The sequence below is a fragment of the Streptomyces sp. NPDC088733 genome, assembly GCF_044751185.1.
Classification (GTDB): domain Bacteria; phylum Actinomycetota; class Actinomycetes; order Streptomycetales; family Streptomycetaceae; genus Actinacidiphila.
The window spans coordinates 69,412-93,932 of record NZ_JBIVLH010000013.1; the positions used below are offsets into that span (position 1 = coordinate 69,412).

The window sequence follows — 24,521 nt, forward strand, 5'->3', positions numbered from 1 at the left end:
TCAGTCGAGGACGACGGTCACCCCGCGCTTGTGCAGGAGCCGCACGATCTCCTCGAAGTAGCCGAGCCCTGCGCCGGACACGACGTCCGCCAGCGCCTCCCGGGCGCCGGCGGCGTCGTGCCAGACCAGCGTGAACGGTGGCTTCACACCGAAACCGCCGATCAGGCAGTCGTCGAAGGCGTCTCCTCCCCAGCCGTAGTACCGGCCCGGTCCGACGATCGCCTCCGCCATCGCGCAGTGCAGCCCGGGAACGTCGGTCGCATACCGTCCGTCCATGTGATGGACCCCGCCCGAGCGGTCCGGCCCGCGCCGGCCGACGTAGCCGCCGAGGGTGAGCCGCAGCCAGGCGTCCCTGCCCTCGCTGCCGTGGCGGGCCCACGGGTTGGGGGTTGCCGGCATGCCGCGGTACCAGGTCTCCCACACCGGGCGCGCGAGCAGCGGAGGACGGTCGGTGCCCCCGTCGGCCAGCGTGATGTCGACGAGGGCGCCGCCCAGGACCGACGGCCGTGTGCCGGCGACGTCCAGTGGCAGCGGATGGCGGTGCATCCTGCGGCCGGTGCGGTCCAGCGCCCAGAGCTCGACCCACGTCCACCGGCACTTCTCCGGCCGGCGCAGCACGGCGAGCAGCGGCTCGGCGGGCTCGCACCCGAGGAGTTGCATCGGCACGCTCGGGGGACCGTCGCGCTCGTCGAACAGGCCGTCCACACCGAGGCAGGTCCCGAGGGAGCCCTTCGCGTACAGCTCGAAACGCGGGGACTTCGGCACCTCGCGGCTTTCCGCGGGGTCCTGCTCGACCGAGGCCCCGACAACGACGTCCACCGACGAAGGCCCGGTGCTGCAGGGCAGCCGGGCGATGACCACGGCGTCGCGTAGGGTCAGCCACTGGACCGGTCGCCGGTCGTCCCAGACCTCGATCAGCAGGTCCCCGAACGTCCGCCCGCCGTGGCCGTCGTCGGCCAGTTCCTCGATCGCGTCACGCAGCAGGCCCTCGGGACGGCACCCCCGCAGCGTCAGGATCTCCCGGGGCGGCGCCACCCGGTCGGCGAAGAATCCGTCGGCACCGGCACACCGCGCCCACAGGCGATCGACGCCGTCCTCGTCCTCCTTGACCAGCAGATACGCGACCGGGAAGTCCCTGCCCCACCCGGTGTGGTCCTCGGCCCGCATGCCGTCCCTTCGCCGGGCGTACGCCCGACCGTGCTGCGTGGTCTAGCGGCCGATCTGCTTGCGGCCCGCGCGGCGCAGGCGGCGGCGCTGGGAGGGGTCGAGGGTGAGGTAGGCCGCCGTGGGGACGCCGAGGACGATCAGCAGGGCGATCCAGTTGGGGAGGAACGCCGCAAGGACCCAGAACGCCACGAGGCCGACCGCGAGGCCGCCGATGACGTACTTCGCGCGATTGGACATCTTCCCTGCCTCCGTCCGCGGCACGCGCCGCGCTCACATGGGTAAACGCGGCACGCGCCGTGGCGGTTCCCGGCCGGCGCCCGGCCGGGCGGTGCTGCGGACCCGGCTATCGGGTGCGGCAGGCGAACGGGGTCCGGGACGGGATCAGTCGTCCTTCACGGCGGAGTCCTCACGGGGCTGCTGCGCTCCCGCGTCGGCCGTCCGGGGGCCTTCCGGCGCGTCCCCGGGGGCCGGGGCCGCGGCGGAGGCGGCGGCCCGCCGTTCGAGGGCGCGGGTGGCCTCGGCGCGCACGAGCGCGCTCAGGGCGGCGTAGATGTCCACGGGCATGGTGCTTCTCCTGCGGTGTTCGTCCTGGTGCGGGGCATGACGGCGGGCCGCACGGCGCAGTGCCTCGGCGATGCGGTGGGCGGCCGGGCGCTGTCAGCAGCGCAGGACGGCGTGCAGGTGGCCGGGGGGCCCGGCGGGGGACGTGTGCCGGGCCGGGCCGGACACGGCGGCGGCCACGGGGTCAGCGGCGGCCGTGTCGTGGGCGGCGTCCGAGGCGTGGTTCTGGGCAGCGGCGCCGCGGTGCTGGGGGCCGGCGTGCGGGGCGGCGCGCCGGGCGACGTGCGCCGGGTGGTGGTGCGTCTCCGCGCCCGCGCCCTCGGTGACGGCGGCCACCGCCGCCGTCCGCTCGGGCAGCGGTTCGGCAACCGGTCCCCACAGGACGCACAGTGCGTGCAACAGGCATGCCAGGGCCACGAACAGCACCGGCCGGCCCGCAGGCCGGAACAGGCCCGGAGGTCGCCCTGCGTTGTGCGGCATGCGCTGCTCCTCCGGATGGGTACTCCTCCCTCCTTACCGGGCCGGGCGCGCAACCCCGCTGCTCACTAGGCTGATCGACGCACGCGTTCACCCTGCCGACCCAACGCCCGCGGAAGGAACCGCGCATGCAGCCTCTGGAGGGCATCACGGTGGTGGCCCTGGAGCAGGCCGTCGCCGCGCCGTACGCGACCCGGCACCTGGCCGACCTGGGGGCCCGCGTCATCAAGGTGGAGCGGCCCGGCGGCGACTTCGCGCGCCACTACGACCGCACGGTCCGGGGCCTGTCGGCGTACTTCGTGTGGTGCAACCGGGGCAAGGAGAGCGTCGTGCTCGACCTCAAGCGGCCCGGGGACCGCGCGCTGCTGGACCGGATCGTCGCCCGCGCGGACGTCTTCGTGCAGAACCTCGCGCCGGGCGCGGCCGGGCGCCTCGGGCTCTCCGCGGAGGCGCTGCGCGCCCGTGACCCCCGGCTCATCACGTGCGACATCTCCGGCTACGGGCCGGACGGGCCCTACCGCGACAAGAAGGCGTACGACCTGCTGGTCCAGTGCGAGGCGGGGCTGGTGTCGATCACCGGCGGCCCGGAGGCCCCCGCGCGGCCGGGCATCTCCGTCGCCGACATCGCCGGTGGCATGTACGCCTACGCGGGGATCCTGTCCGCCCTGTACGAGCGGGTGCGGACCGGCGCGGGCACGGCCCTGGAGGTGTCCCTGCTCGACGCGCTCGCCGAGTGGATGGGCCACCCGTTCTACGCGCAGGCCTACGGCGGCGAGCCGGTCGCGCGCAGCGGCGCCCGGCATCCGTCGATCTCGCCGTACGGGCCCTACCGCTGCGGCGACGGCGCGGTGGTCTTCCTCAGTGTCCAGAACGACCGGGAGTGGGTGGCGCTGTGCGAACAGGTCCTGCGCCGCCCGGAGCTGACCCGCGACCCGCGCTTCGCCGACAACCCGCTGCGCAGCGCGCACGACGGGGAGCTCACCGGGGAGCTGGAGAAGTGCCTGGCCGGGCACACGGCGGACGGCGCCATGGCGCTGCTGGACCGTGCCGGGATCGCCAATGCCCGGCTGCGCACGGTCCCGGAGTTCGCCGGCCATCCGCAGCTCGCGGCACGCGCGCGCTGGCGGGAGTTCGGCTCCCCCGTGGGACCGCTGCGCGGGCTGCTGCCGCCGGTGGGCGTCGCGGGCAGGGAGGCCCCGATGCGGGAGGTGCCGGCCCTCGGCGCTCATACGGAGGCCGTACGCGGGGAGTTCTCCGGTTGACGGATCCCGCCGCCATCCGGGTGCCGTGCCGGTCCCGCCGCCGGATAGCACGGGGCCACCCGGTAGCCTCGGGACCGGCACGCTGCCGACCACGCTCGCAGTGGTGCACCGCCCCCGTGGTCCTGACCCGGACGGGGCGGGCGGCCGGGTCGCCGCCGGGGTCCGCCACAGCGGGACCGGGGCACTCGGCAACTCCGGGTCTCACGCCCCCCGGTAGCGGGTGAACACCGGGAACGCGGCCGCGAGGCCCAGCATCGCCACGACGACCAGCACACCGCCCGCGGTGACCGCCGTCCGCGTCCCGAGCGCCGAGCCGGCCGTGCCGTGCAGCAGGTCCGCGACGCGCGGCCCGCCCGCGACGACGACGGTGAAGACGCCCTGCATGCGGCCGCGCATGTCGTCGGTGGCCACCGACTGCAGGATCGCGCTGCGGAAGACCATCGACACCATGTCGGCGAAGCCGGCGAGCGCCAGGAACGCCGTCGCCCACCACAGGCTGCTGCTGAGTCCGAGGCCCGCGATCGCCACGCCCCAGCCGGCGACGGCGAAGACGACCATCAGGCCGTGCCGTTTGGCCCGCGAGAAGGTGCCCGAGAACAGACCGCCGGCGACCGCGCCGATGGGGATCGCCGCGAAGAGCAGGCCGAGGGACAGCCCTTCTCCCCAGGGCGCGTACGTGGTGGCGGCGAGCTGCGGGAACAGGGCGCGCGGCATGCCGAAGACCATCGCGATGATGTCGGCGACGAACGACAGGAGCAGGATGCGCTGGGCGGTGATGTAGCGGAAGCCGGCCCCGACCTCGCGCCATCCGCCGCGCCGGGCGACCGCGGCGCCGCTCTGGTCCATCGGGGGCAGGGCGGGCAGCCGGAAGACCGCCCAGACGGTCGCGGTGAGCGCGACGGCGTCGAGGAGGTAGAGGGTGGACAGTCCGAGGACGGGGATGAGGGCGCCGGCGAGGAGCGGGCCCACGACGAGACCGGTCTGCATGACGGTCGAGCCGAGCGCGACCGCGGCGGGAAGTTCCTGCGGGGGCACGAGCCGCGCGACGGCGGCGCTGCGCGCGGGGGCGTTCATGCCGGCGCAGGCCTGCTGTGCGGCGAGCAGCAGCATGAGCAGCCATACCGAGCCGGCGCCGAGGAAGGCCTGCACCCAGAACAGCAGTGAGGTGACGGCGACGCCGATGTTGGTCACGAGCATCAGCTTGCGGCGGTCCATGCTGTCGGCCACGGCGCCGCCCCACAGGGCGAAGACGACGAGCGGGACGAGTCCGGCGATGCTGGAGTAGCCGACCCACGCGGACGAGCCCGTGATGTCGTAGATCTGCTTGGGCACGGCGACCGCGGTGAGCTGACTGCCCACGGCGGTCACGGTGGTCGAGGTCCACAGGCGGCGGTAGGCGGGGTGCCGCACGGGGCGGGTGTCCATCAGCCAGCGCCGCACACCGGTGCGGCGCTCGGGTTCGCAGGGCTCGTCGTCGGCGGCGCGCGCCGCGTCCTCTATCGGGGTGCCGGCGGTGTTCTTGGTGCTGTCCACGGGGCCTTTTGCTTCCTTGTACAACTATCGCTGACCCGCCGACCCTACCCGCCCCGGTCACTACCGGGAATGCGCTGCCCCCGGCAGGGTTCCGGCGAGCGGCAGGAGGGCGGACGAGCGGGCGAGATCGATCGTCACCGCCGGGGTGCTGCCGGGCGGCTCCAGGAGGCCGGCGTCGGTGCCGGCGACGATCAGCGCGAGCCGGTGCCCGGGCGGGACGACGTGGTCGGTGGCGGCGAGGGTGATGGTGGCGGTGTAGGCGCGTCCCGGGACGAGGGGGCGGCCGTGCCGGGCGGAGGCCGCGTGCCCAAGGTCGGCCCAGCCGCGGCTGACGACGGTATGGGTGACGTCCGCGGCGTCCGCCGCGGTGTCGAAGAAGCAGGCGCTGTCACCGGGGGCGCTCGCGCCCCAGCAGGAGCGGGTGGTGAGGTCGGTGATGCCCTCCTTGGGGCCGAGGAAGTCCCTGATACGGGCGGGGCCGAGGTCCACCACGACCGCCGACAGGTGCGCGCTCGTGGTGGAGGCCGACGCGGTCACGGTGACGGTGCCGCTGCCGGACAGGCGCAGCGGGGCGGTGAGGGTGCCGGTACTGAAGACCGTCTTGTCGGGGCCCGCGGTGTCCGCGGCGGCGGCCCAGTCCTCCTCGCCGCGGCCCGGCGCGTCGGTGAAGACCTCGGTGCTGCCCGGCGCGGCCGGTGTGCGGCCGAGGACCCCGAGCCCGGGCGTGGCTCCGGGGCGCAGGCTCAGCCGGGTCCGCGCGGTACCGGCCGGCGGCCAGGCACGGTCGGTCGTCCAGTGGCCGGGGGCGCGTTCGATGTCGGCGGCGGGCTCGTGGTCGATGCCGTTGCGGACGCCCAGCAGGTAGTGGTCGAACCAGCGGTGCAGCGTCGCGACCCAGGCGTCGCGGCGGTAGTCGAACGGGTCGACGTGGCCGGTCTGCGACAGCCACACCTTGCGCTCCACCCCGTGGGCCGCCAGGGCCTGCCACCACTGACCGAAGTGCTTGGTGCGGACGTTGAGGTCCTGCATGCCGTGGACGGCTAGGACGCTGGCGCGGACCTTGCCGGCGTGCCGGGTGTAGTCGCGTTCGCTCCAGAAGCCGGTCCAGTCGCCGGTGCGGGGCGCGCCGTCCACGATCCGCTGCTGCACGGTGGCGCAGCGGGCGCGGGCGCCGGGGCTCTCGACGTAGTCCGACAGCCAGTCGGGGCCGGAGTCGTACAGGGCGGCGCCCTGCTGGAAGTAGTAGTCGTACCAGGAGCTGATGGCGCTGATCGGGACGATGGTCCGCAGCCCCTTCACCCCGGTCGCGGCGACGCCGTTGGCGATGGTGCCGTCCCAGCTCTTGCCGATCATGCCGACGTCGCCGGTCGACCAGCGCGCGGCGGCGGTGCCGGTGCCGGTGCGCGAGGTGTACGCGGTGGCGCGGCCGCCGAGCCAGTCGACGACGGCCTTGGCGGAGCCGATGTCCGAGGGGCCGCCGACGTCCACGCAGCCGTCGGAGCGGTTCGTCCCGGCGAGGTCGACCAGGACGACCGCGTAGCCGCGCGGCACGAAGTAGTTGTCGTAGAACAACGGCGCCTGGACCATGCGCCCTTGGGCGTCGTAGGTCTTGGTCTGGCTCTCGTTGCCGCGCCCGCAGCAGGAGTAGTACGGGCTCGCGTCCATGATCACCGGTACTTTGCGGCCCGCGGCGGCGGCCTCCCGGGGCCGCACGATGTCCGCGGCGACCCGGTCGGTGCGGCCGTCGCCGTCGCTGTCGCGTCCCGTGTCGACCCACACCGCCTCGCGGATGGCGTCGGCGTAGGAGTAGTCGGGCCGGCTGAGGCCGTCCCGCACAGTGCCGCCGGAGGCGGCGTGCGCGGTCGTCACGGGGAGGAGGACGGCGGCGAGGGCGGCGACGACCGTCGCGACGACGGACAGCGCGCGGGGGCGGAGGATGCGCGGCAGCGAGGGCACCCGCGGACGCTAACGTTTGGCCGTAGCATGCCAACAGCAGGTTCCCGGCCAACTCTCGCCCGCGCCATGGATCTTGGCAGGCGCCCGCCACGCCGGGCGCGGCCGGCAAACCCCTGCGGGACAGCCGTGGCACCCGGTCCGGTTCACACCTTCGGCGTAGCCGAACTGTCCGGCGAACACACCACGTGATGAGCTGGTCACGCAGCCGGGTCGACGGGTGGACCGCGAAGCCATCCCTCGCAGCGGACCCGGACCACGGCTCGACGGGTGGCACACGCCCCGGGGACCGCAGCCGAATCCCGATTGGCCCCGGGGACCGCCGGGGCGCGAAAGGAACGCCGGCAATGACCGCTGCCCGCACCACCGGCCCCCTGTCCGGCCCCGGCGCCGGCCTTCCTTCCGGCACCGCCTCCCGCCGCACGCCGCGGCGCCTGCTCGCGGCGCTGGGCGCCTGCACTGTGCTGCTGACCGCTTGTGCCGCCCCTGCCCGCACCTCCTCCGCACCGCGCCCCGCGCCGACCGGCAGCGCCCTGGTGACGGACGACACGGCCGCCGTGGCACCGCGGTTGCGTCCCTACTACGGGCAGAGGCTGGCGTGGCGGTCCTGCGACCAGGCCGACGGGTTCCAGTGCACCACCATGCGCGTGCCCTTGGACTACGCCCATCCCGAGGCCGGCGACATCCTGGTGTCGGCGACCCGCAAGAGGTCCACCGGCGGCGGGCGGCTCGGCTCCCTCCAGCTCAATCCCGGCGGCCCCGGCGCGTCCGCGATGGACTACCTGTGGAAGGCCGCCAAGGTCTACTCCTCCTCGGTGCGCGGCGCCTACGACCTCGTCGCGATGGACCCCAGAGGAGTCGGCCACAGCACGCTGGTCGACTGCGGCAGGGGCCGGCCGGTCTCCTTCATGCAGTCCCCCGTGCCGCCCACGCCCGACCGGGCGGAGATCAACGCGTGGGACACCATGTTCCAAAAGACCGCCGGGGACTGCGAGCGGCACGCCGGCGGGCTGCTCCCGTACGTCGGGACACCCGACGCCGCGCGGGACATGGACATGTTGCGCTCGCTCCTCGGCGACCGCCGGCTGCACTATGCGGGCTTCTCCTACGGCACCTACCTGGGCGCGACCTATGCCGAGTTGTTCCCCTCACGGGTCGGCCGCGTGGTGCTGGACGGCGCCCTCGACCCCGCCCTCGACGCGTTCGGCACCACGCTGCACCAGGCGCGCGGCTACCAGGTCGCCTGGGAGGCCTTCGCCGCCGACTGCGCGAGCCGCCCCGACTGCCCGGTCGGCCGCAGCCTGCCGGGGGCCGCCCGCGCGCTGGACACCCTGCGGGCCGCCCTCGACCGCGCGCCGCTCCGGCAGGGCAAGGACGACGAGGTCACCGGGGACGACCTGACCTCGGCGGTCGTGGACGGCCTCCGCTTTCCCGCGTGGGGACGGCTCCGGGACGCCCTGCGCGGGTTGCGGACGGGCGACACCCACGACCTCCAGGAAATCATCGCCGCGGGCCAGGAGACGACCAGGGAGGGCGACCAGGCGCAGACCGCGGTCAGTTGCCTGAGCTCCACGATCGGGCCGCGGCTCAGTGCCGTCAGGGCGACGGCCGAGCTGCCCCGGTTCCTCAGCGCCTCACCCCAGTTCGGCCGGGCCTTCGCCGACACCCTGGTGATGTGCACGCACTGGCCGGTCCCTTCGAGCCAGCCCGCACGCGCCATCCGCGCACGGGGCGCCGCGCCGATCCTGGTGATCGGCACGACCCGAGACCCCGCCACCCCGTACCCGCAGGCCGTGGCACTGGCGGGGCAGTTGGAGTCCGGGCGGCTGCTCACGCGCGTCGGCGACGGCCACACCGGCTACCACCGGGGGAACGCCTGCGTCGACAGGGCCGTCGACCGCTTCCTGCTGCGGGGCACCTTGCCGCCCGCGGGCGCGGTCTGCCGCTGAGCCGTCGCCGGACGCCCGCGCGCCGGGAGGACGGGACGGGTCCCGTCCTCCCCGTCGTCCTGGGCGTCAGCCGCGGCGGCCGTTCCCGCCGCCGCCCAGGCCCTTGTCCAGGCCGGCGCGGCGCAGGGCGTCCGCCATGGCCCCGGAGGGCGCGGGACGGTCGCCGCCGCCGCGCGACTGACGGGGCGCACCGCCGCGCCGCTCGGGACGCGGACCCCGTTCACCGCGTCCACCGCCGACGTTGCCCTTGGCGCTGCCGGCTCCGGCACCGCCGCCCGCCGCCGCGGCCGCCTCGTCGTCGAGCCGGAGCGTCAGCGAGATGCGCTTGCGCGGGATGTCGACGTCGAGCACCTTGACGCGGACGATGTCGCCCGGCTTCACGACGTCGCGCGGGTCGCTGACGAAGGTCTTCGACATCGCGGAGACGTGGACGAGACCGTCCTGGTGGACGCCGACGTCCACAAAGGCACCGAAAGCGGCGACATTGGTGACGACGCCCTCCAGGAGCATGCCGGGCTCAAGGTGCTTGAGTTCCTCCACGCCCTCCTTGAACTCGGCGGTCTTGAAGGCCGGACGGGGGTCGCGGCCCGGCTTCTCCAGCTCGGCAAGGATGTCGGTGATCGTCGGCAGACCGAAGGTGTCGTCCACGAACGTGTCGGCTTTGAGCCCGCGCAGGACGGCGCTGTTGCCGATGAGCGCCTCGATGCCGGTGCCGGCAGCGGTGCTCATCCGGCGGACCACCGGGTACGACTCGGGGTGCACACTGGAGGCGTCGAGCGGGTCGTCGCCGCCCGGGATGCGCAGGAAGCCCGCGCACTGCTCGTACGCCTTGGGGCCGAGCCGGGCGACTTCCTTGAGCGCCGTGCGCTTGCGGAAGGGGCCGTTGGTGTCGCGGTGCGCGACGATGTTGGCGGCCAGGCCCTCGGTGATGCCGGACACGCGGCGCAGCAGCGGCACCGAGGCGGTGTTGACGTCGACGCCGACACCGTTCACGCAGTCCTCGACGACGGCGTCGAGCGAACGCGACAGCTTCAGCTCGGACAAGTCGTGCTGGTACTGGCCGACGCCGATCGACTTGGGGTCGATCTTCACGAGCTCCGCCAGCGGGTCCTGGAGGCGGCGGGCGATGGAGACCGCGCCGCGCAGCGAGACGTCCATGTCCGGCAGTTCGGCGGAGGCGTAGGCCGAGGCGGAGTAGACCGAGGCACCGGCCTCCGAGACGACGGCCTTGGTCAGCTTCAGCTCCGGGTGCCGCTTGATCAGGTCGCCGGCGAGCTTGTCGGTCTCGCGGGACGCGGTGCCGTTGCCGATCGCGACGAGGTCGACCTTGTGCGCCGCCGCCAGCTTGGCAAGCGTGGCGATGGAGGCGTCCCACTGGTTGCGGGGCACGTGCGGGAAGATCGTGTCGGTGGCGACGACCTTGCCGGTGGCGTCGACGACCGCGACCTTCACGCCGGTGCGGAAGCCGGGGTCCAGGCCCATCGTGGCGCGCGTGCCGGCCGGGGCGGCGAGCAGCAGGTCGCGCAGGTTGGCGGCGAAGACCCGGACCGCCTCGTCCTCGGCGTCCTGGCGCAGTTGCACGCGCAGGTCGAGGCCGAGGCGGACGAGGAAGCGCGTGCGCCAGGCCCAGCGCACCGTGTCGGCCAGCCACTTGTCGGCGGGGCGGCCGCGGTCGGTGACACCGAAGTGGTGGGCGATCTTGCGCTCGAAGCTGGACGGTCCGTCCTCGACCGGCTCCTCGGGCTCCAGGGTGAGGTCGAGGACCTCCTCCTTCTCGCCGCGGAACATGGCGAGCACACGGTGCGAGGGAAGCTTCCCGAACGGCTCGGCGAAGTCGAAGTAGTCGGCGAACTTCGCGCCGGCCTCCTCCTTGCCCTCGCGCACATGGGAGACCAGCCGGCCGCGCTCCCACATGCGGGTGCGCAGCTCGCCGACGAGGTCGGCGTCCTCGGAGAACCGCTCGGTCAGGATCGCGCGGGCGCCCTCCAGGGCGGCCGCCGTGTCCGCCACACCCTTGTCGGCGTCGACGAAGCCGGCCGCCTCCTGCTGCGGGTCGAGCCCGGGGTTCTCCAGCAGCCGGTCGGCGAGCGGTTCGAGACCGGCCTCGCGGGCGATCTGCGCCTTGGTGCGGCGCTTGGGCTTGAAGGGCAGGTAGATGTCCTCCAGGCGCGCCTTGGAGTCGGCGGCGAGGATCTGCGCCTTGAGGGCGTCGTCGAGCTTGCCCTGGGACTCGATGGACTCCAGGATCGCGGCCCGCCGCTCGTCGAGCTCCCGCAGGTAGCGCAGCCGCTCCTCGAGCGTGCGCAGCTGGGCGTCGTCGAGGGCGCCCGTCGCCTCCTTGCGGTACCGGGCCACGAACGGCACGGTCGCGCCGCCGTCGAGGAGATCGACGGCCGCCTGGACCTGCCCTTCCCGTACGCCGAGCTCCTCGGCGATCCTGCGCTCGACCGAGACCGTTGTCGTCACGATGTGCGACCTGCTTTCTGGCTGGACTACCGCTGCATTATTGCGGAGCCCGGCCCCCGTGCCGCGAGCCTGGGGGCGAAGCCGCGCCGGAGTCCTGGGCCAGCGGCTTCTCGAACCAGTGGCCGGCGTAGCGGTCACCGTTGTAGTCGTCGATCTCGCGGTACCCGAGCCGGGCGTACAGCGCCCTGGCCTCCACCAGGTCGGGACGGGTGTCGAGCCGGACGACGCGGGCGCCCAGGTGCTCCGCGGCCGCTCGTTCCACCGCCGCGACCAGCAGCGCGGCACCTCCGGTGCGGCGGGCGGCGGGAACGACCCAGACCCGGCGCAGTTCGGCGACGCCGGGGGCCAGCAGCCGCACGCCCGCGCAGCCGGAAGGGGTCCCGCCGTACCGCCCGACGAAGAACGCGCCGGTGGGGCCGGCGAGGTCGTCGCTGGTGTCCTCGGCGAGGAGGTCGTCGATCTCCTTCCGGGTCATCGGCCTGCCGTAGTAGCGGCTGACGATGTCGTCGTAGTAGCGCCACAGCAGGTCCCTCGACACCGGGTCGTCAACGGAGAGCGGCGATATCTCCCATACGGGCGAAGCGTGGATGTTCTGTCGCGGTACGGTCACAGGGCCCATCGTGGCAGTGCGCCGCGTGACTATCCTCCGGTTATTCGTTGGCGTCTCAACGACACGGGGGCAGGACATGACGCGGTACGCCGCGCGCACAGGCCATCCCATCGCCACCACGGAGCAGACCGGGAACGACGTCCTCGTCTTCCACCCCGGCGCCGCCGACTGGTCGCAGGACGCCTCGGTCGCCTGGCGCTGGAGGGCTCCGGGCGGGACGGGCACCAGCTGGCAGCACCTGTCGGACGTACGCCTGCGCAGAACCCAGGCGTACGGGCGGGTCGTGCTGGTCACCGCACTCGGCGGGCGTGCCGCGATGGTCCGCGAGGACACCGGGGCGATCGTCTGGCAGACCATCACGCCGGCCGACACCCCGCGCGCCATCGAGCGCATCCCGGGCGGGGTGATCGCGGTGGCCTCCGCGGCGCCCGGGCGGCTGCGGCTGTACACGGACACCGAGCAGTCCGGCCCCTTCCTCACGCTCCCGCTGCCCCGGGCGCACGGCGTGCTCTACGACCCGGAGCGCGCGGCGTTGTGGGCGATCGGCGAGGAGCGGCTGGTGCGCTACGCGCTGTCCGGCAGGGGCCCGGCGACCATGCTGACCGAGCACAGCGTGATCCACTTCGAGGGGCAGGGCGTGGATCTGCAACCGGTGTACGGGGAGCCGGGCGCGCTCTGGTTCACCGACACCAACGGCGCCTACCGGCTCGACGCCGAGTCCCGCAAGTACCGGCAGGTGGACGGCGCCTGCGACGTCCGCGCCTACCTCAGCCAGCCCTCCGGCACCCGGATCCGCGCCCGCGGCCGGGTTTCCGGGCCGCGCGACGCGGGCGGCCCGACGGTCGAGTTCCTGGAGGCCGACGGCAGCACGGCGTACTCCCGCACCCGCCCCGGCGCGGAGTTCGCGGCGGTGCGGCTGTGGACCCCGGACTTCCGCTGAGGCGGGTGCGGCGCCGGCGCACCGCGGTCGCGGCACGAACTCCGGGACCGCTCACGGGCGGCAGGGGCAGGCATGTAATGATCGGAGAGCATTATCAGCACTGACACTTTCCGCATCCCGTACCCGCCAACGGAGGCTTCGCTCCCATGGAATACCGCCATCTCGGCCGCAGCGGTCTGCTCATCAGCGAGATCGCCTACGGGAACTGGCTCACCCACGGTTCCCAGGTGGAGGCCGACGCCGCCACCGCGTGTGTGCAGGCCGCCCTGGACGCCGGCATCACCACCTTCGACACCGCCGACGTCTACGCGGGGACGCGGGCCGAGTCGGTGCTCGGCGAGGCGCTGAAGGGCGAGCGCCGCGAGGGCATCGAGATCCTCACCAAGGTCTACTGGCCCACCGGCAGCGGCCGCAACGACCGCGGCCTGTCGCGCAAGCACATCATGGAGTCGATCGCCGGCTCGCTGCGCCGCCTGCAGACCGACTACGTCGACCTGTACCAGGCCCACCGCTACGACGTGGAGACGCCGCTGGAGGAGACGATGGAGGCGTTCGCCGACGTCGTCCACTCCGGCAAGGCCCTGTACATCGGCGTCTCCGAGTGGCCGGCGGAGCAGATCCGCCGCGCCCACGCGCTGGCGCGCGAGCTGCGCATCTCCCTGGTCTCCAACCAGCCGCAGTACAACGCCCTGTGGCGGGTCATCGAGGGCGAGGTCGTTCCCACCTGCGCCGAACTGGGCATCGGGCAGGTCGTCTTCTCGCCGATCGCGCAGGGTGTGCTGACCGGCAAGTACGCGCCCGGCCAGCAGCCGCCGGAGGGCTCGCGGGCCACCGACGACAAGGGCGGCGCCAACATGATCGCGCGGTGGATGCGCGACGAGGTGCTGGAGGCCGTCCAGCGGCTCCAGCCGCTGGCCGCCGAGGCCGGGCTCTCCCTGGCCCAGTTGGCGGTCGCCTGGGTGCTCCAGAACTCCAATGTCTCCGCCGCCATCGTCGGCGCCTCCCGCCCGGAGCAGGTCGCGGAGAACGTCAAGGCGTCGGGTGTCGTCCTGGAGAAGGAGCTGATGGCGCGGATCGAGGAGATCCTCGAGCCGGTCGCCGTCACCGACCCCAAGCGGGTCCACGACAACGTCCCGGTCCGCCGCCCCTGACCGGCAGGCCCCGCGGTCCGCACGGACCGCGGGGCCGAACCCGCCTACTCGGCGTGGCAGTGCGCCCCTTCGCCGCCCGGCGTCTCCTTGGGGAGGTCGAGCGAGGGGTTGCGGTCGAAGAAGCCGGTGGGCTTGAGCGTGAAGCCGCTGTGGTCGACCGGCATGACGGGCCACTCCTCCAGCCGGGGCAGGTGGGTGGGGCCGAAGGTGTGCCAGACGGTCAGCTCGGTGTTCTCCAGCGACTCGCCGGGCTCGGTCCACCGGGGCAGCCCGGCGCCGCCCGCGTTCTGGTTGGGGTAGTCGCCCGCGGGGAAGCGCCGTTCGGGACGGTGGCGGGTCACCCACACGTGCTTGGTGCCGTAGGCCGCACGCCGGGCGACGGCGGAGTCCGGCTGGGCCAGCAGCACCGGGCCGGGCTGCGGGACGAGGGTGTACGCGACCGGCTTGCCCATGCGGTTGAGCGAGCCGGGGTTGGTGATCCGCCAGCGCCGGCCGGCGAGCGGGTCGGCGAGGCGGCCGCCCTCGGCACTGTCCGCGAGCGCGGTCACCCGGGTGGTGAAGACATTGCCGTTGGGGTTGTCCGGGCCGTGCGGGACGGGGACGACGTCCACCTCCTCGACGGTGTTGGCGTGCCCGTCGACCGCCGCGTCCAGCCGGACGCAGAACATGTGCTGGTGGAACGGGGCCAGCAGGCCCGGGGCGAGCTCCGTGCCGACGGCGTCGGCGGTGCCCGGCACGACGGCGGAGGTCTGCACGATGCCGGTGGACTTGGCCTCGAAGCCGATCGTGCCGTCCTGGTAGAAGTACCAGTAGAAGCCGTAGTCGTAGTTGCCCACGGTGGCGATGTAGGAGACGACCAGGCGGCGGGAGCGGCGGCTGTCGGCGGCCATGCCGTTGAAGATGTCGGTGTGCTTCCACAGCAGGCCGTAGTCCTCCTCGTGGATGCAGATCGCGTTCGGCAGCGTCTCCGGGTTGCCCAGGTCGTCGCAGAGCACGGCGTCGAGGTAGGCGATCTCGCCGAGGCAGTCGCAGCCCAGTGTCAGGGCGTTGGCGTTGCGGCCGAGCTGGTACTCGCCCGCGTCGAGGAAGGCGACCCAATTGCGGTCGTCGCCGGGCTCGGCGTAGGCGACGGCCATTTCGGCGAGCGAGGCGCGGTGCAGCACGGGGCGGACGCGGTCGCCGTCCTCGTAGCCGATCTGGTGCAGGACCAGGCCCTCGCGGCTGTTGAAGTCGATGCGGAAGCGCCACTTCTGCCAGGTCATCAGCCGGCCGGTGAGGGTGAAGGACGGCCCCTCGGGCTGGGTGATCTCCAGGGGGCGCAGGTCCGTGCGGGCGGGGCCGTTGAACTCGGCCTCGTAGCGGCCGCATTCGGACGGGACGGGGACGGCGCCGGTGTCGATGAGGCGGACGACCTTGCGCTCGATCACGTCCACGTCGGCGACGAGCCCGGCCACCGGGTGCGCCCAGGGGCTGTCGGTGGCGTCGCAGCGCAGCCAGGTCAGCGAGCGCATGAGGCGGGCGCCGGGCCGGTCCTCGAAGCGGAGCGGGCCGGCGCCGAGCGGGGCGGCGATGGCCAGGTCCAGGTCGGTGACGCCGCGCTCGGCCATGGCCTTGCGCCAGCCCGGGTCGGCCTTGACGACCTGCTCGACGATCTCGTACTCCTCGAAGGTGACGGGCGGCTGGCCCTCCTGCGCGGTGTCGAGCGCGCGGTGGGCGACGACGGCGCCCGCGGTGACGTCCACCAGGACCTCGGCGGCGGCGCCGGTCGCGGAGTCCAGCAGCGTGACGCGCAGACGGCGGACGACGGGGTCGCCGTCGCGGTGGGCGTCCGCGGTGTGCCGGTCGGGCTCGTTGAGCAGCACCAGGGGGAAGCGGGTCGCGTCGCCGACCAGGCCCTCCTCGGTGAGGATGCGGCGGGCGGCGGCGATCTCGTCCGCGGTCAGCGGATCGAGGGGGTGCGGCGCGGCGGGAGAGGTGCCGGCGTCGGTGTGGCAGCAGGAGGACATGGGACAACTCTCCGGTGTACGTGGGTCGTTGCGCTACGGGACGGTGCGGACATGCATCCGGCCCGCCGCTCCCCTGCCGGGGTGCGGCGGGCCGGGCGGCGTCAGGAGGCGGCGGGCTCCGTCTGTCCCGGGCCGGCCGCGCTCTCGCGGGCCTGCTCGATGCGGAACGCCTCGTTGCCCAGGCCGATACGGGCGTGCAGCTCGGGACGCGTGCTGCGCAGGACCAGTCCGTAGACGAGGCCGCCGACGACGGTGACCCCGATGATCCCGGGCAGGATCCAGGAGACCGCGGAGCCGGCGCCGGCGACCAGGACGTCGAAGTCCTTGACGGCGTACACCGCGATGACGACCAGTGCCACGCCCGCCAGCGCGGAGGCGGCGATCCTCGGCGCCTGGGTGCGCAGCGCGTCGCGCCGGACGAAGTAGCCGATGACGGCGAAGGCCGTGGTGGCCAGCAGCACGATGATGCCCAGCGCGCCGACGTTGCCGCCCCAGGTGAAGAGCTTGAGCACGGGCGCGGTCGGGTCGTGGTCGGCGGCGGCGCTGCCGTCGGCGACGGCGAAGCCGACAACGGCGACGACGGAGATGACGGTCTGCAGCAGCGAACCGTGGGCGGGCGCACCGCTCTTGGGGTTCGTGCGGCCGAAGGCCGCGGGCAGCAGGCCCTCGCGGCCCATGGCGAAGGCGTAGCGGGCGACGACGTTGTGGAAGCTGAGCAGGCAGGCGAACATGCCGGTCACGTACAGGACGTGGAGGACGTCGGTGAAGGTCGCGCCGATGATCGACTCACTGAGCCCGAACAGCAGCCCAGGGCCCTGCTTCTGCGACTGGCCGACGATCTGCGACGGGCCGGCGGCCACGCTCAGCGCCCAGGAGCTGATGGCGAAGAAGACCGCGACGAAGCTGACGGCGAGGAAGGTCACGCGGGCGACGAGCACCTGCGGCCGGCTGGTCTCCTCCGCGTACACCGGGGGCTGCTCGAAGCCGACGAACGCGGCGATGCACAGGCACAGCGCGGTGCCGAGTCCCGCGCCGCTGAGGGTGCCCGGGTCGAACGCGTGCAGCGACAGCCCTTCCTTGGCGGAGGGATGGCCGATGGCGGCGATGTCGAAAACGACGACGAGCGTGATCTCGATGAGCAGGAGGACGCCCAGGACCTTGGCGTTGAGGTCGATCTTCAGCCAGCCGAGCGCGCCGACGACGAGGACCCCGAGGAGCGCCGGGATCCACCAGGCGATCGTGGTGTCGAGGTAGGTCTCGAACAGTCCGGAGATCTCGAAGCCGAAGAGGCCGTAGACGCCGAACTGGAGCGCGCTGTAGGACACGAGCGCCACGATCGACGCACCGGCGCCGGCGGTGCCGCCGAGGCCGCGCGCGATGTACGCGTAGAAGGCGCCCGCGTTGTGCACGTGGCGGCTCATCTCGGCGTATCCGACGGTGAAGAGGACAAGCACCACACCGAGGATCACGAACAGCAGCGGCTGCCCGACGATGCCCATGACGCCGTACGCGGTGGGCATGACGCCCGCGACGACCATCAGCGGGGCATTGGCGGCGACCACGGACAGCAGCAGGCCGGGCAGGCCGAGCCGGTCGGCCCGCAGGGCTCTCTCCTCGCCCTTGAACGTGCTGATCCCGGTATTGCCCCTCAACATGGCGGGTCCTTTCCTTGTGGATGACGGGATGTGCTGTGCGTCGATGGGGGTCCCTACGGGGATCCGGGGCCGAGCACGGCCTCGCGCGCGGCGCGGAAGGCCTTCTTGGGGTCGCGGTCGGGGTACGCCCACGGGATGCGGGTGGCGTAACCGCCGATGCGGTTGAACAGGGCCGCCGCCTCGGCGTTGCGGCCCTGCAGGTACTGGGCGTGCACAAGGAAGTTGAGGTCGAGGTAGAGCCGTGGATGGTCGCGGTCGTCCCACTCCAGCCACCAGTCGAAGGCCCGCTTGAGGGCCTGCCGGGCGCGCCAGCCGCGCCAGTGCTCGGAGGCCGCCAGGTCCTCGGGCTCGGCGCCCGCGGCCGCCTGCACGCGGTAGAGCTCGGCGTGGGCGACGACCGGCAGCACGGCCAGCGGGGATCCTTCGGGCGCGTCGCCCGCGGCCCACTCGGCGAACTCGTACACCTCGTGGAAGTGGCTGCCGTCGTCCGGGGACAGGGGGCGCTCGGCCAGGCAGGCGGCCATCAGCTGGTGGCCGTGGTGGTGGTCCCGGTGACGGCCGCGCACCTGGTCGAAGGCGCGCATGCGGTCGTCGTCGGTGCCGGTGTGGCGGGCCAGGATCAGCAGGCACAGCCAGGGCGTCGGATCGGCGGGGGCCAGCGCGGCGGCGGCCAGGCAGGCCTCGCGGGCGCTCTCGGGGCTCTCCTTGCCGGCGACGGCGCGGAAGACCAGGGCGCAGCCGAGCAGGGCGGCCGCGTCGGGGCTGTCCGGTTCGGCGAGCTGCCACTCGCGGGCCCATGTGCCGCTCGCGCGGCCCTCGCCGAGCACGACCACACGGTGTCCGCGCCGGTCCCAGGCGTCCCCGGTCTCGGCGAGCAGGGTGCGGGCCGCGGACCAGCGGCCCTGGGCGAAGGCGGCGCGGGCAGCCGCCAACGGTTCGTCGTCCAGGGCGGGGTCGAACCGCAGTTCGTCGCGGGAGCGGAATCCGAACGGGGGTGGAGGAGTCATCCTCGGGGTGCCTCCACGGCGCGCACGTCATGTTCCGGCCCGGGTCGGGACTTCCCCTTCGGCGTCCGGTGATCAGCTGATCACGCACAGCCAACCGGTACAGACAGGTCCGCTTCAAGAGCGGTCCCGTTGTCTCGATGTAGTCCCACGCGCCCCCGGCCGAACGCCTGTCACCACAGCCAACGGGGCATCAGGGCACGGAACGGACAGGTTCGGCGGGAACGGCTGCGCAAGGTGGCGTACGCCTGATATTCGAACGTACGAAGCGGGAACGAAGGAGTCATTCGGTGGCGGACGAGACCGCGCCCGCGCCGTCGCATCCCCTGGCGTACGTCAGGCGGAGCCATGGCTGGAGCTACCAGGACCTCGCCCGGGTCGTCGCGGAGAACGCGCGCGCCCTCGGCGTGCCCATGGCGGCGCGACGGGAGAAGGTCTGGCGCTGGGAGCACTGGGGCGTTGTGCCCGAACGGGACAGCCAGCGCGCCCTCGCCCGCGCGCTCGGCGTGCCCCTGCGGGACGTGGACGCGCGGCCGTGGCCCGGCTGGCTGCCGGCGCCGGCGGGTCTGCCGGACGGACTGGGCTGGGACCGAGCGGGCGCCCTCGGCGCGCTGGAGGTGCTGCTCGACAGCGGGGGGCGCGACCCGCGGGGCTACCCGGTCGTGGAGGGGCCGGAGTTCCGCGTCGCGATCGCGGAGTGGTCCCGTGCGGCGCCCGCGGGTGATCCCGACGCGTCCGGACCGGCCGCGAACGGAGACGACTTCGACGTGGAGACCACGGCCTGGCTGGAGTGGGGACTGCACGGGCTGCGCCGGCTCGACGACCGGCTCGGCGGCGGAGCGGTACGGCACCGCGTCGAGGCCGACCTGCGCATCGCCCTGGAACTGATCCGGCGGGGGCCGTTCGCGGCCGCCGACGACGTCCGGCTGCTGCGGACGGCCGCCGCACTGACCCGGCTGGGCGGCCGCGCCGCCGTCGACACGGGCCGGCACGGCGCCGCCCAGCGGTACTTCCTCACCGGGCTGCGGCTCGCGCACGCGTCGGGCGACAGCACCCAGGCGGCCCGCCTGTGGGGCGAACTGAGCCTTCAGGCGGTGCTCAACGGGCGCCACGACGACGCGCTCGCGGGCGTGACGGCCGCCGAGAACGCGCCCGCCGCCCTTCCGCCCGCCGTCCGCGCGACGCTCGCCATGTGCCGCGCCCGCGCCCACGCGGGCCTGGGCGAGGAACCGGCCGCCCGCCGCGCCCTGGAGGAGGCCGCAAGCCTGCTCGACCCGGCCCGGGACGACGCCGAGGCCCGACTCCTCGCCCACAGCGGCCTCGCGCTGCTCGACCTCGGCCACCCCGGCGAGGCCGCCCGCACCCTGGACAAGGCCCTGCCGCTCCTGCCCCCGTCCCACCGCCGCGACCTGGCCCTCCACACCGCCCACGCCGCCCTCGCCCGAGTCCTGTCCGGCGACCCCGACGGCGCCCGCGCCCTCGCCGCCCGCGCCGCCCGCCTGGCCCGCGCGTGCCTCTCCCCCCGCGCCACGGAGACCGCCGAACGCGCCGTGGAGGCGGTGTCCGTCCTGGGCCGGGAAGTCCCCGCCGACGACGTCCTGTTGACCGCGGAGGACGGCGCGGACCGGGACCCGGCGCCTTGAGGCGGACGGGGGATGACTTCCCGGCACGAACGGACGCTCGTACGCTGCGTCCGTGAACCGCAGACGCCGCAAGAAGCTGAGCCGCGCCTTGGTCACGGCCGCGATGCTGGGTGACGCCGGGACGGCCGCCCGGCTCCTGCGGCGCGGAGCCTCGCCCGAACTCCCCGACGCGGACGGCACGACGCCCCTGTACGCGGCGGCGGTCCAGGGCGCGGCGGACGTAACGGCGCTGCTGCTGACGGCCGGAGCCCGGCCCGACACCGAGAGCGGCCACGGCGACGAGGGCACACCGTTGTGCGCCGCCGCCTGCTGGGGCCACACCGAGACGGTACGGCTGCTCCTGGCCCACGGCGCCGACCCCGTCCTGCGCGAGGACCACGGCACGGGACGCGCGCCGCTCGACTGGGCCGGGCGCGGCGGGCATCCGCTGACGGCGCTGCTGCTGACGGCCGCGGCCGCGCGCTGAGCACGCACGACACGCCGGTCCCGGGCCCCTTCACGGGCCCGTGACCGGCGCGTCGTCGGCGTCGGCGGTCGGCGTGGGTTACGCGACCGGGCGGCGTCCCCGCCCACGGGTCATGCTGTACCCGGCCACACCCGCGAGGGCGCCGACCGCACCGCCCACGGCGGTCCAGACCCAGCGGTCGGACCACCAGCCGCCGCCCCAGCCGCCGTCGGGCTCGGTGAGCCCGGCCGCGACGGGCGAGGCGCTGGGGTCCGCCTCCTCCTGGCTCTCCTCGGTCGCGGCCGGTGAGGGCTGCGCGTTGGGGTCGAGCGTCGCGCCCGCCTTGGCCACCGGGGTGAGCGGGGCGGCCAGTTCGCCGTCCACGGCCTGAGAGCCGCCCGCGTCCTTGGTGGCGGTGCCGAGCTGGACCTGCACCGGCAGGCCGAGGTCCTGATCGGCGAGGCGGACCACGGTCAGCCGGATGTAGTAGGCACCCGGCAGCGGGTCGTTGGCCCAGGCCTCCGACCACGCGCGGACGGTGCGCAGCCGGCAACTGAGCTCCACCGTGGCGGCGTCCGCGGCCGCGGTGACGGTCGGCTTGCCCGCGGTGCAGGCCTGGTGGCGGCGGATGCCGTCGTAGACGTCCAGCTGCCAGGTCTGTCCGCCGTGCCGCGAGGCGGACTCGGGGAGCTGCACGGTCGCGGAGACCGTGAGGATCTGGCCGGCCTTGGCGGGGGTGACCCAGTACAGGTAGTCGCCCGTCGAGGCGCTGACCGGGGTGGAGGTCACGCCCTGACCGATGTGCCCCGCGGTGCGGAAGCCCGTTCCCGGCTGGGCGGTGGTCTCCGTCGTCCCCGACGACTCCGATCCGGTCGGGCTGGGCGTGGCGTCGTCGGCGACGGCCGTTCCCGCGCCGGTCGCGAGCAGTGCCCCGCCGAGCAGGAGTCCGGCGGCGGCCGTACGGATCGTACGTATGCTGCGCATCAGTTGGTCCTCCAGACGGCGAGGCGCCAGCGCGAGATCCAGCCCCACAGGATGCCGGCGACCAGGCCGGTGACGGCGAGCACGGCCAGCAGCCACCAGCCGCGGCCGAGGCCGTAGGAGGCGACGTCGGAGGGCTGGTCGGGCGAGGACACGAGGTCGATGCTCAGCTCGACGGGCAGGCCCGGGGCGCGCTTGACGGCGTCCGGTGCGGAGAAGGAGTTGCTGATCTCCAGGCAGACGGTGCGCGCCGTGGCGGCGTCCGCGTCGTCGCGCTCGGGCCACGCGTAGCGCAGGCCCGCGGAGATGACGTCGGTGCGGTCGCTGCCCGCGTCGGTGCCGCGGACGAGTTCGCGGCCGCCGGGGGTGACGGCGCGCACCAGCACACCGTAGTCGCGGTTGACGGCGCGGTCGGCGCCGACGCTGACGGACGTGCGAAGCTCCTGGCCGTCGGTGACGCTCACCCGGTACCAGCGGTGCTCCGCGAACTCCTCGCGGTCGGTGTAGATGCCGGCGCCGAGCAGCGGGGCGTCGGTACAGGTGCCGGCGCCCTCGGTGGCCGTCGGGGTGACGACGACGTTGTTGTCCGCGGCGCGGTCGACGAGCTGTTTGATGCGGTCGGTGAGCTGGTCCGCGTGGTCCACGGCGGTGTAGGTGCCGCCGGTGGCCTCGGCGATGCAGCTGAGCTGTTCACGGATCTTGGTCGTGGGGACCAGGCCGAGCGTGTCGACCACCAGGTGGGTTCCCTCGGCGGCGAGTTCGCGCGCCACCTCGCAGGGGTCGAGGGGCTGGCAGGTGTCCTCGCCGTCGGTGATGAGGACGATCCGGCGGGTGGCGTCGCCGCCCGCGAGGTCCTTGCCCGCGGCCTGCAGGGCGGGGCCGATCGGCGTCCAGCCGGTGGGGGCGAGGGTGGCGACCGCGGTCTTGGCCTCCGTGCGGTCGACCGAGCCCACCGGGTAGAGGGCCGCGGTGTCCCTGCAGCCGACCTTCTTGTCCTTGCCGGGGTAGTTGGCGCCGAGGGTGCGGATGCCGAGCTGCACTTCCTCCGGGACCGCGTCGATGACCTCGTTGAAGGCCTGCTTGGCGGCCGACATGCGGGATCTGCCGTCGATGTCGGTGGCGCGCATGGAACCGCTCACGTCGAGGACGAGTTCGACCTTGGGGGCCTCGCGCGGCGTCTCCGGCCCGTCGTCCGCGGCGGCCGGTGCCGCGGCCGGGAAGAGCGCGGTGGCCAGCATGGCCGCGAGAGCGCACACTCCCGCCGCCAGCCGTTTGCGTATGATCATTGGCGGATCCTATGGAAGATCCGTCGCGGCCCCCAACTCGGCCCAGACCACGCGGCCCGTGCCGTCCGGGCCGGTCACCACGCCCCAGGCCCGGGACACCGCTCCGACCAGCAGCAGGCCGCGTCCGCACTCCTCGCCGACGTCAGCGACCTTTACCTGAGGGGCCGTCAGTCCTATGCCCTGGTCGGCCACCTCCACGCGCACGACGCCGCGTTCGACACGGACGGCGCAGGCCACCTTCTCGCCGCCGGAATGACGGACAGCGTTGGTGAAGAGTTCGGAGACCACCAGGACCGCGTCGTCGCAGATCCCCTCGGCGACCCCCCAGTCGCGCAGCCGCGCCCTGACGCGGCGTCGCGCCTCGGCGACCGCGGCGCCTTGCGCGGCCAAGAGGAACGCGTCATGGGAGGATGCCACTCCGCTACTATGCGCGCCTGCCTGAATGCATGGCAAGGTGCAACCTGCAATGTGCAAAGCGGCGCCGACACGCTTTGCAACGTACTGACACCGTGCCAAACTGCCCGTGGATCAGTGGGGTTGGAGGATTACTCGTGAGCGAAGCGCGATCGTCGAGTGCACCCACTGTGCTGCGCGTCGTACTCGGCAAGCGCCTCCAGGACCTCCGCGAGAAAGCCGGCGTCTCCTACGAGGACGCCGCCGGCGCCCTCGACGTCACCCACGCCACGATCCGCCGCATCGAGAAGGCGGAAGTCGGTCTGCGCATCCCGTACGTCGAGAAGCTGCTGCAGACGTACGGCGTGACCGACCCGGCGGAGATCGCCAACTTCCTCGACCTTGCGCGGGAAGCCAACCGCCCCGGATGGTGGCACCGCTTCCGCGACGTGCTGCCCGAGTGGTTCAGCGCCTTCGTCAGCCTGGAGGGCGAGGCCGAGCTCATCCGCGCCTACGAACCGCACTATGTGCCCGGACTCCTGCAGACCCCTCAGTACGCCGAGGCGGTCCTCAGGGCCGGGCGCCCGCACGCCTCCCAGGAGGAGATCGAGCGCGGGGTGGCACTGCGCATGGAGCGGCAGGCGCTGCTCTCCCGCGAGCAGCCGCCACTGCTGTGGGTCGTGATCGACGAGACCGTGCTGCGCCGCCCCATCGGCGGCCCCCAGGTGATGCGCGACCAGGTCGACCGGCTGATCGAGGCCTGCGCCATGCCCCAGGTCCGGCTCCAGGTGATGCCGTTCGCCTCGGGCCCGCACCCGGCGATGTACGGGCCCTTCCACATCTTCCGCTTCCCGCTCCCGGAGCTGCCGGACATCGCGTACGTGGAGAGCCTGATCGGCGCCGTCTACCTCGACGACCGCGAGGACGTCTCCCAGTTCCGCGAGGCACTGGACCGCATGAGCGCCCAGGCCCTCCCGGCCGAGCCCACCCGTGACTTCCTCCGGGACGCCCGCGACCGGTTCTGACCCCCCTGCCGCCG

Annotated in this window: 21 protein-coding genes; 7 read left to right on the forward strand and 14 right to left on the reverse strand. The window is 73.8% G+C overall.

Going from position 1 to position 24,521, the window contains the following annotated elements; all coding sequences use genetic code 11:
• The 4 genes from ACIP64_RS24060 to ACIP64_RS24075 all read right to left on the reverse strand — a co-directional run bounded on the left by ACIP64_RS24060 (window position 1) and on the right by ACIP64_RS24075 (window position 2,208).
• Window positions 1–1,167 carry a barstar family protein gene (locus ACIP64_RS24060; RefSeq protein WP_401590304.1) on the reverse strand — a complete coding sequence of 389 codons (1,167 nt, stop codon included), beginning with the start codon at window positions 1,165–1,167 and terminating at the stop codon, window positions 1–3.
• 42 nt (window positions 1,168–1,209) lie between these two features.
• Window positions 1,210–1,404, reverse strand: coding sequence for a hypothetical protein (locus ACIP64_RS24065; protein ID WP_360900006.1), 195 nt, complete (start codon window positions 1,402–1,404; stop codon window positions 1,210–1,212).
• Between the two features lie 144 nt (window positions 1,405–1,548).
• Entirely contained in the window at window positions 1,549–1,731 is a 183-nt protein-coding gene (locus ACIP64_RS24070; protein ID WP_401590307.1) for a hypothetical protein, read from the reverse strand.
• A 93-nt stretch (window positions 1,732–1,824) separates the two neighbouring features.
• Entirely contained in the window at window positions 1,825–2,208 is a 384-nt protein-coding gene (locus ACIP64_RS24075) for a hypothetical protein (protein ID WP_401590309.1), read from the reverse strand.
• A gap of 125 nt (window positions 2,209–2,333) precedes the next feature.
• Between ACIP64_RS24075 and ACIP64_RS24080 the strand changes: the two genes are divergently transcribed.
• Entirely contained in the window at window positions 2,334–3,467 is a 1,134-nt protein-coding gene (locus ACIP64_RS24080) for a CaiB/BaiF CoA transferase family protein (RefSeq protein WP_401590312.1), read from the forward strand.
• A gap of 201 nt (window positions 3,468–3,668) precedes the next feature.
• Here ACIP64_RS24080 and ACIP64_RS24085 read toward each other — a convergent pair whose 3' ends face one another.
• On the reverse strand, window positions 3,669–5,000 hold the full coding sequence (locus tag ACIP64_RS24085; RefSeq protein ID WP_401590315.1) for an MFS transporter: 1,332 nt from the start codon (window positions 4,998–5,000) through the stop codon (window positions 3,669–3,671).
• A 60-nt stretch (window positions 5,001–5,060) separates the two neighbouring features.
• Window positions 5,061–6,956 carry a Xaa-Pro dipeptidyl-peptidase gene (locus ACIP64_RS24090; protein ID WP_401590318.1) on the reverse strand — a complete coding sequence of 632 codons (1,896 nt, stop codon included), beginning with the start codon at window positions 6,954–6,956 and terminating at the stop codon, window positions 5,061–5,063.
• Between the two features lie 344 nt (window positions 6,957–7,300).
• Between ACIP64_RS24090 and ACIP64_RS24095 the strand changes: the two genes are divergently transcribed.
• Complete coding sequence (locus ACIP64_RS24095) at window positions 7,301–8,902, forward strand: alpha/beta hydrolase (protein WP_401590321.1); 1,602 nt, start codon at window positions 7,301–7,303, stop codon at window positions 8,900–8,902.
• A gap of 66 nt (window positions 8,903–8,968) precedes the next feature.
• On the opposite strand, the gene ACIP64_RS24100 is transcribed toward ACIP64_RS24095, so the two are convergent.
• Window positions 8,969–11,368 (reverse strand): Tex family protein, encoded by a 2,400-nt coding sequence (locus ACIP64_RS24100; protein ID WP_401590323.1) that lies wholly within the window; start codon window positions 11,366–11,368, stop codon window positions 8,969–8,971.
• A 37-nt stretch (window positions 11,369–11,405) separates the two neighbouring features.
• The gene (locus ACIP64_RS24105; protein WP_401590325.1) at window positions 11,406–11,987 is read right to left on the reverse strand and encodes a GNAT family N-acetyltransferase; all 582 of its coding nucleotides are present in this window, start codon (window positions 11,985–11,987) and stop codon (window positions 11,406–11,408) included.
• Between the two features lie 67 nt (window positions 11,988–12,054).
• On the opposite strand from ACIP64_RS24105, the gene ACIP64_RS24110 reads away from it, so the two are divergent.
• Window positions 12,055–12,918: a DUF6528 family protein gene (locus tag ACIP64_RS24110; protein ID WP_401590328.1), complete on the forward strand. Its 864-nt coding sequence runs from the start codon at window positions 12,055–12,057 to the stop codon at window positions 12,916–12,918.
• A 146-nt stretch (window positions 12,919–13,064) separates the two neighbouring features.
• Window positions 13,065–14,069 carry an aldo/keto reductase family protein gene (locus ACIP64_RS24115; protein ID WP_401590331.1) on the forward strand — a complete coding sequence of 335 codons (1,005 nt, stop codon included), beginning with the start codon at window positions 13,065–13,067 and terminating at the stop codon, window positions 14,067–14,069.
• A gap of 44 nt (window positions 14,070–14,113) precedes the next feature.
• Here the strand turns inward: ACIP64_RS24115 and ACIP64_RS24120 are convergent, their stop codons facing one another.
• The 3 genes from ACIP64_RS24120 to ACIP64_RS24130 form a co-directional block, all read right to left on the reverse strand.
• Window positions 14,114–16,075: a primary-amine oxidase gene (locus tag ACIP64_RS24120; protein ID WP_401590333.1), complete on the reverse strand. Its 1,962-nt coding sequence runs from the start codon at window positions 16,073–16,075 to the stop codon at window positions 14,114–14,116.
• 101 nt (window positions 16,076–16,176) lie between these two features.
• Window positions 16,177–17,730, reverse strand: coding sequence for an APC family permease (locus tag ACIP64_RS24125; RefSeq protein ID WP_401590335.1), 1,554 nt, complete (start codon window positions 17,728–17,730; stop codon window positions 16,177–16,179).
• A 53-nt stretch (window positions 17,731–17,783) separates the two neighbouring features.
• Window positions 17,784–18,737: a hypothetical protein gene (locus ACIP64_RS24130; RefSeq protein ID WP_401590338.1), complete on the reverse strand. Its 954-nt coding sequence runs from the start codon at window positions 18,735–18,737 to the stop codon at window positions 17,784–17,786.
• A 287-nt stretch (window positions 18,738–19,024) separates the two neighbouring features.
• Between ACIP64_RS24130 and ACIP64_RS24135 the strand changes: the two genes are divergently transcribed.
• Together ACIP64_RS24135 and ACIP64_RS24140 are read left to right on the forward strand one after the other, a co-directional pair.
• On the forward strand, window positions 19,025–20,377 hold the full coding sequence (locus tag ACIP64_RS24135; protein ID WP_401590341.1) for a hypothetical protein: 1,353 nt from the start codon (window positions 19,025–19,027) through the stop codon (window positions 20,375–20,377).
• Between the two features lie 52 nt (window positions 20,378–20,429).
• Window positions 20,430–20,843 carry an ankyrin repeat domain-containing protein gene (locus ACIP64_RS24140; protein ID WP_401590344.1) on the forward strand — a complete coding sequence of 138 codons (414 nt, stop codon included), beginning with the start codon at window positions 20,430–20,432 and terminating at the stop codon, window positions 20,841–20,843.
• A gap of 78 nt (window positions 20,844–20,921) precedes the next feature.
• Here the strand turns inward: ACIP64_RS24140 and ACIP64_RS24145 are convergent, their stop codons facing one another.
• Genes ACIP64_RS24145 through ACIP64_RS24155 form a run of 3 tightly spaced genes read right to left on the reverse strand, consistent with a single transcriptional unit; the run spans window position 20,922 to window position 23,506 of the window.
• Window positions 20,922–21,806 carry a hypothetical protein gene (locus ACIP64_RS24145; protein ID WP_401590347.1) on the reverse strand — a complete coding sequence of 295 codons (885 nt, stop codon included), beginning with the start codon at window positions 21,804–21,806 and terminating at the stop codon, window positions 20,922–20,924.
• The gene (locus ACIP64_RS24150) at window positions 21,806–23,089 is read right to left on the reverse strand and encodes a VWA domain-containing protein (protein WP_401590349.1); all 1,284 of its coding nucleotides are present in this window, start codon (window positions 23,087–23,089) and stop codon (window positions 21,806–21,808) included. The genes ACIP64_RS24145 and ACIP64_RS24150 overlap by 1 nt, the downstream gene beginning before the upstream one ends.
• A 9-nt stretch (window positions 23,090–23,098) precedes the next feature.
• Window positions 23,099–23,506 (reverse strand): ATP-binding protein, encoded by a 408-nt coding sequence (locus ACIP64_RS24155; RefSeq protein ID WP_360899958.1) that lies wholly within the window; start codon window positions 23,504–23,506, stop codon window positions 23,099–23,101.
• 134 nt (window positions 23,507–23,640) lie between these two features.
• Between ACIP64_RS24155 and ACIP64_RS24160 the strand changes: the two genes are divergently transcribed.
• Window positions 23,641–24,507, forward strand: a complete 867-nt coding sequence (locus ACIP64_RS24160) for a helix-turn-helix domain-containing protein (RefSeq protein ID WP_401590351.1) — start codon at window positions 23,641–23,643, stop codon at window positions 24,505–24,507.
• The last annotated feature ends 14 nt before the right edge of the window (window positions 24,508–24,521 follow it).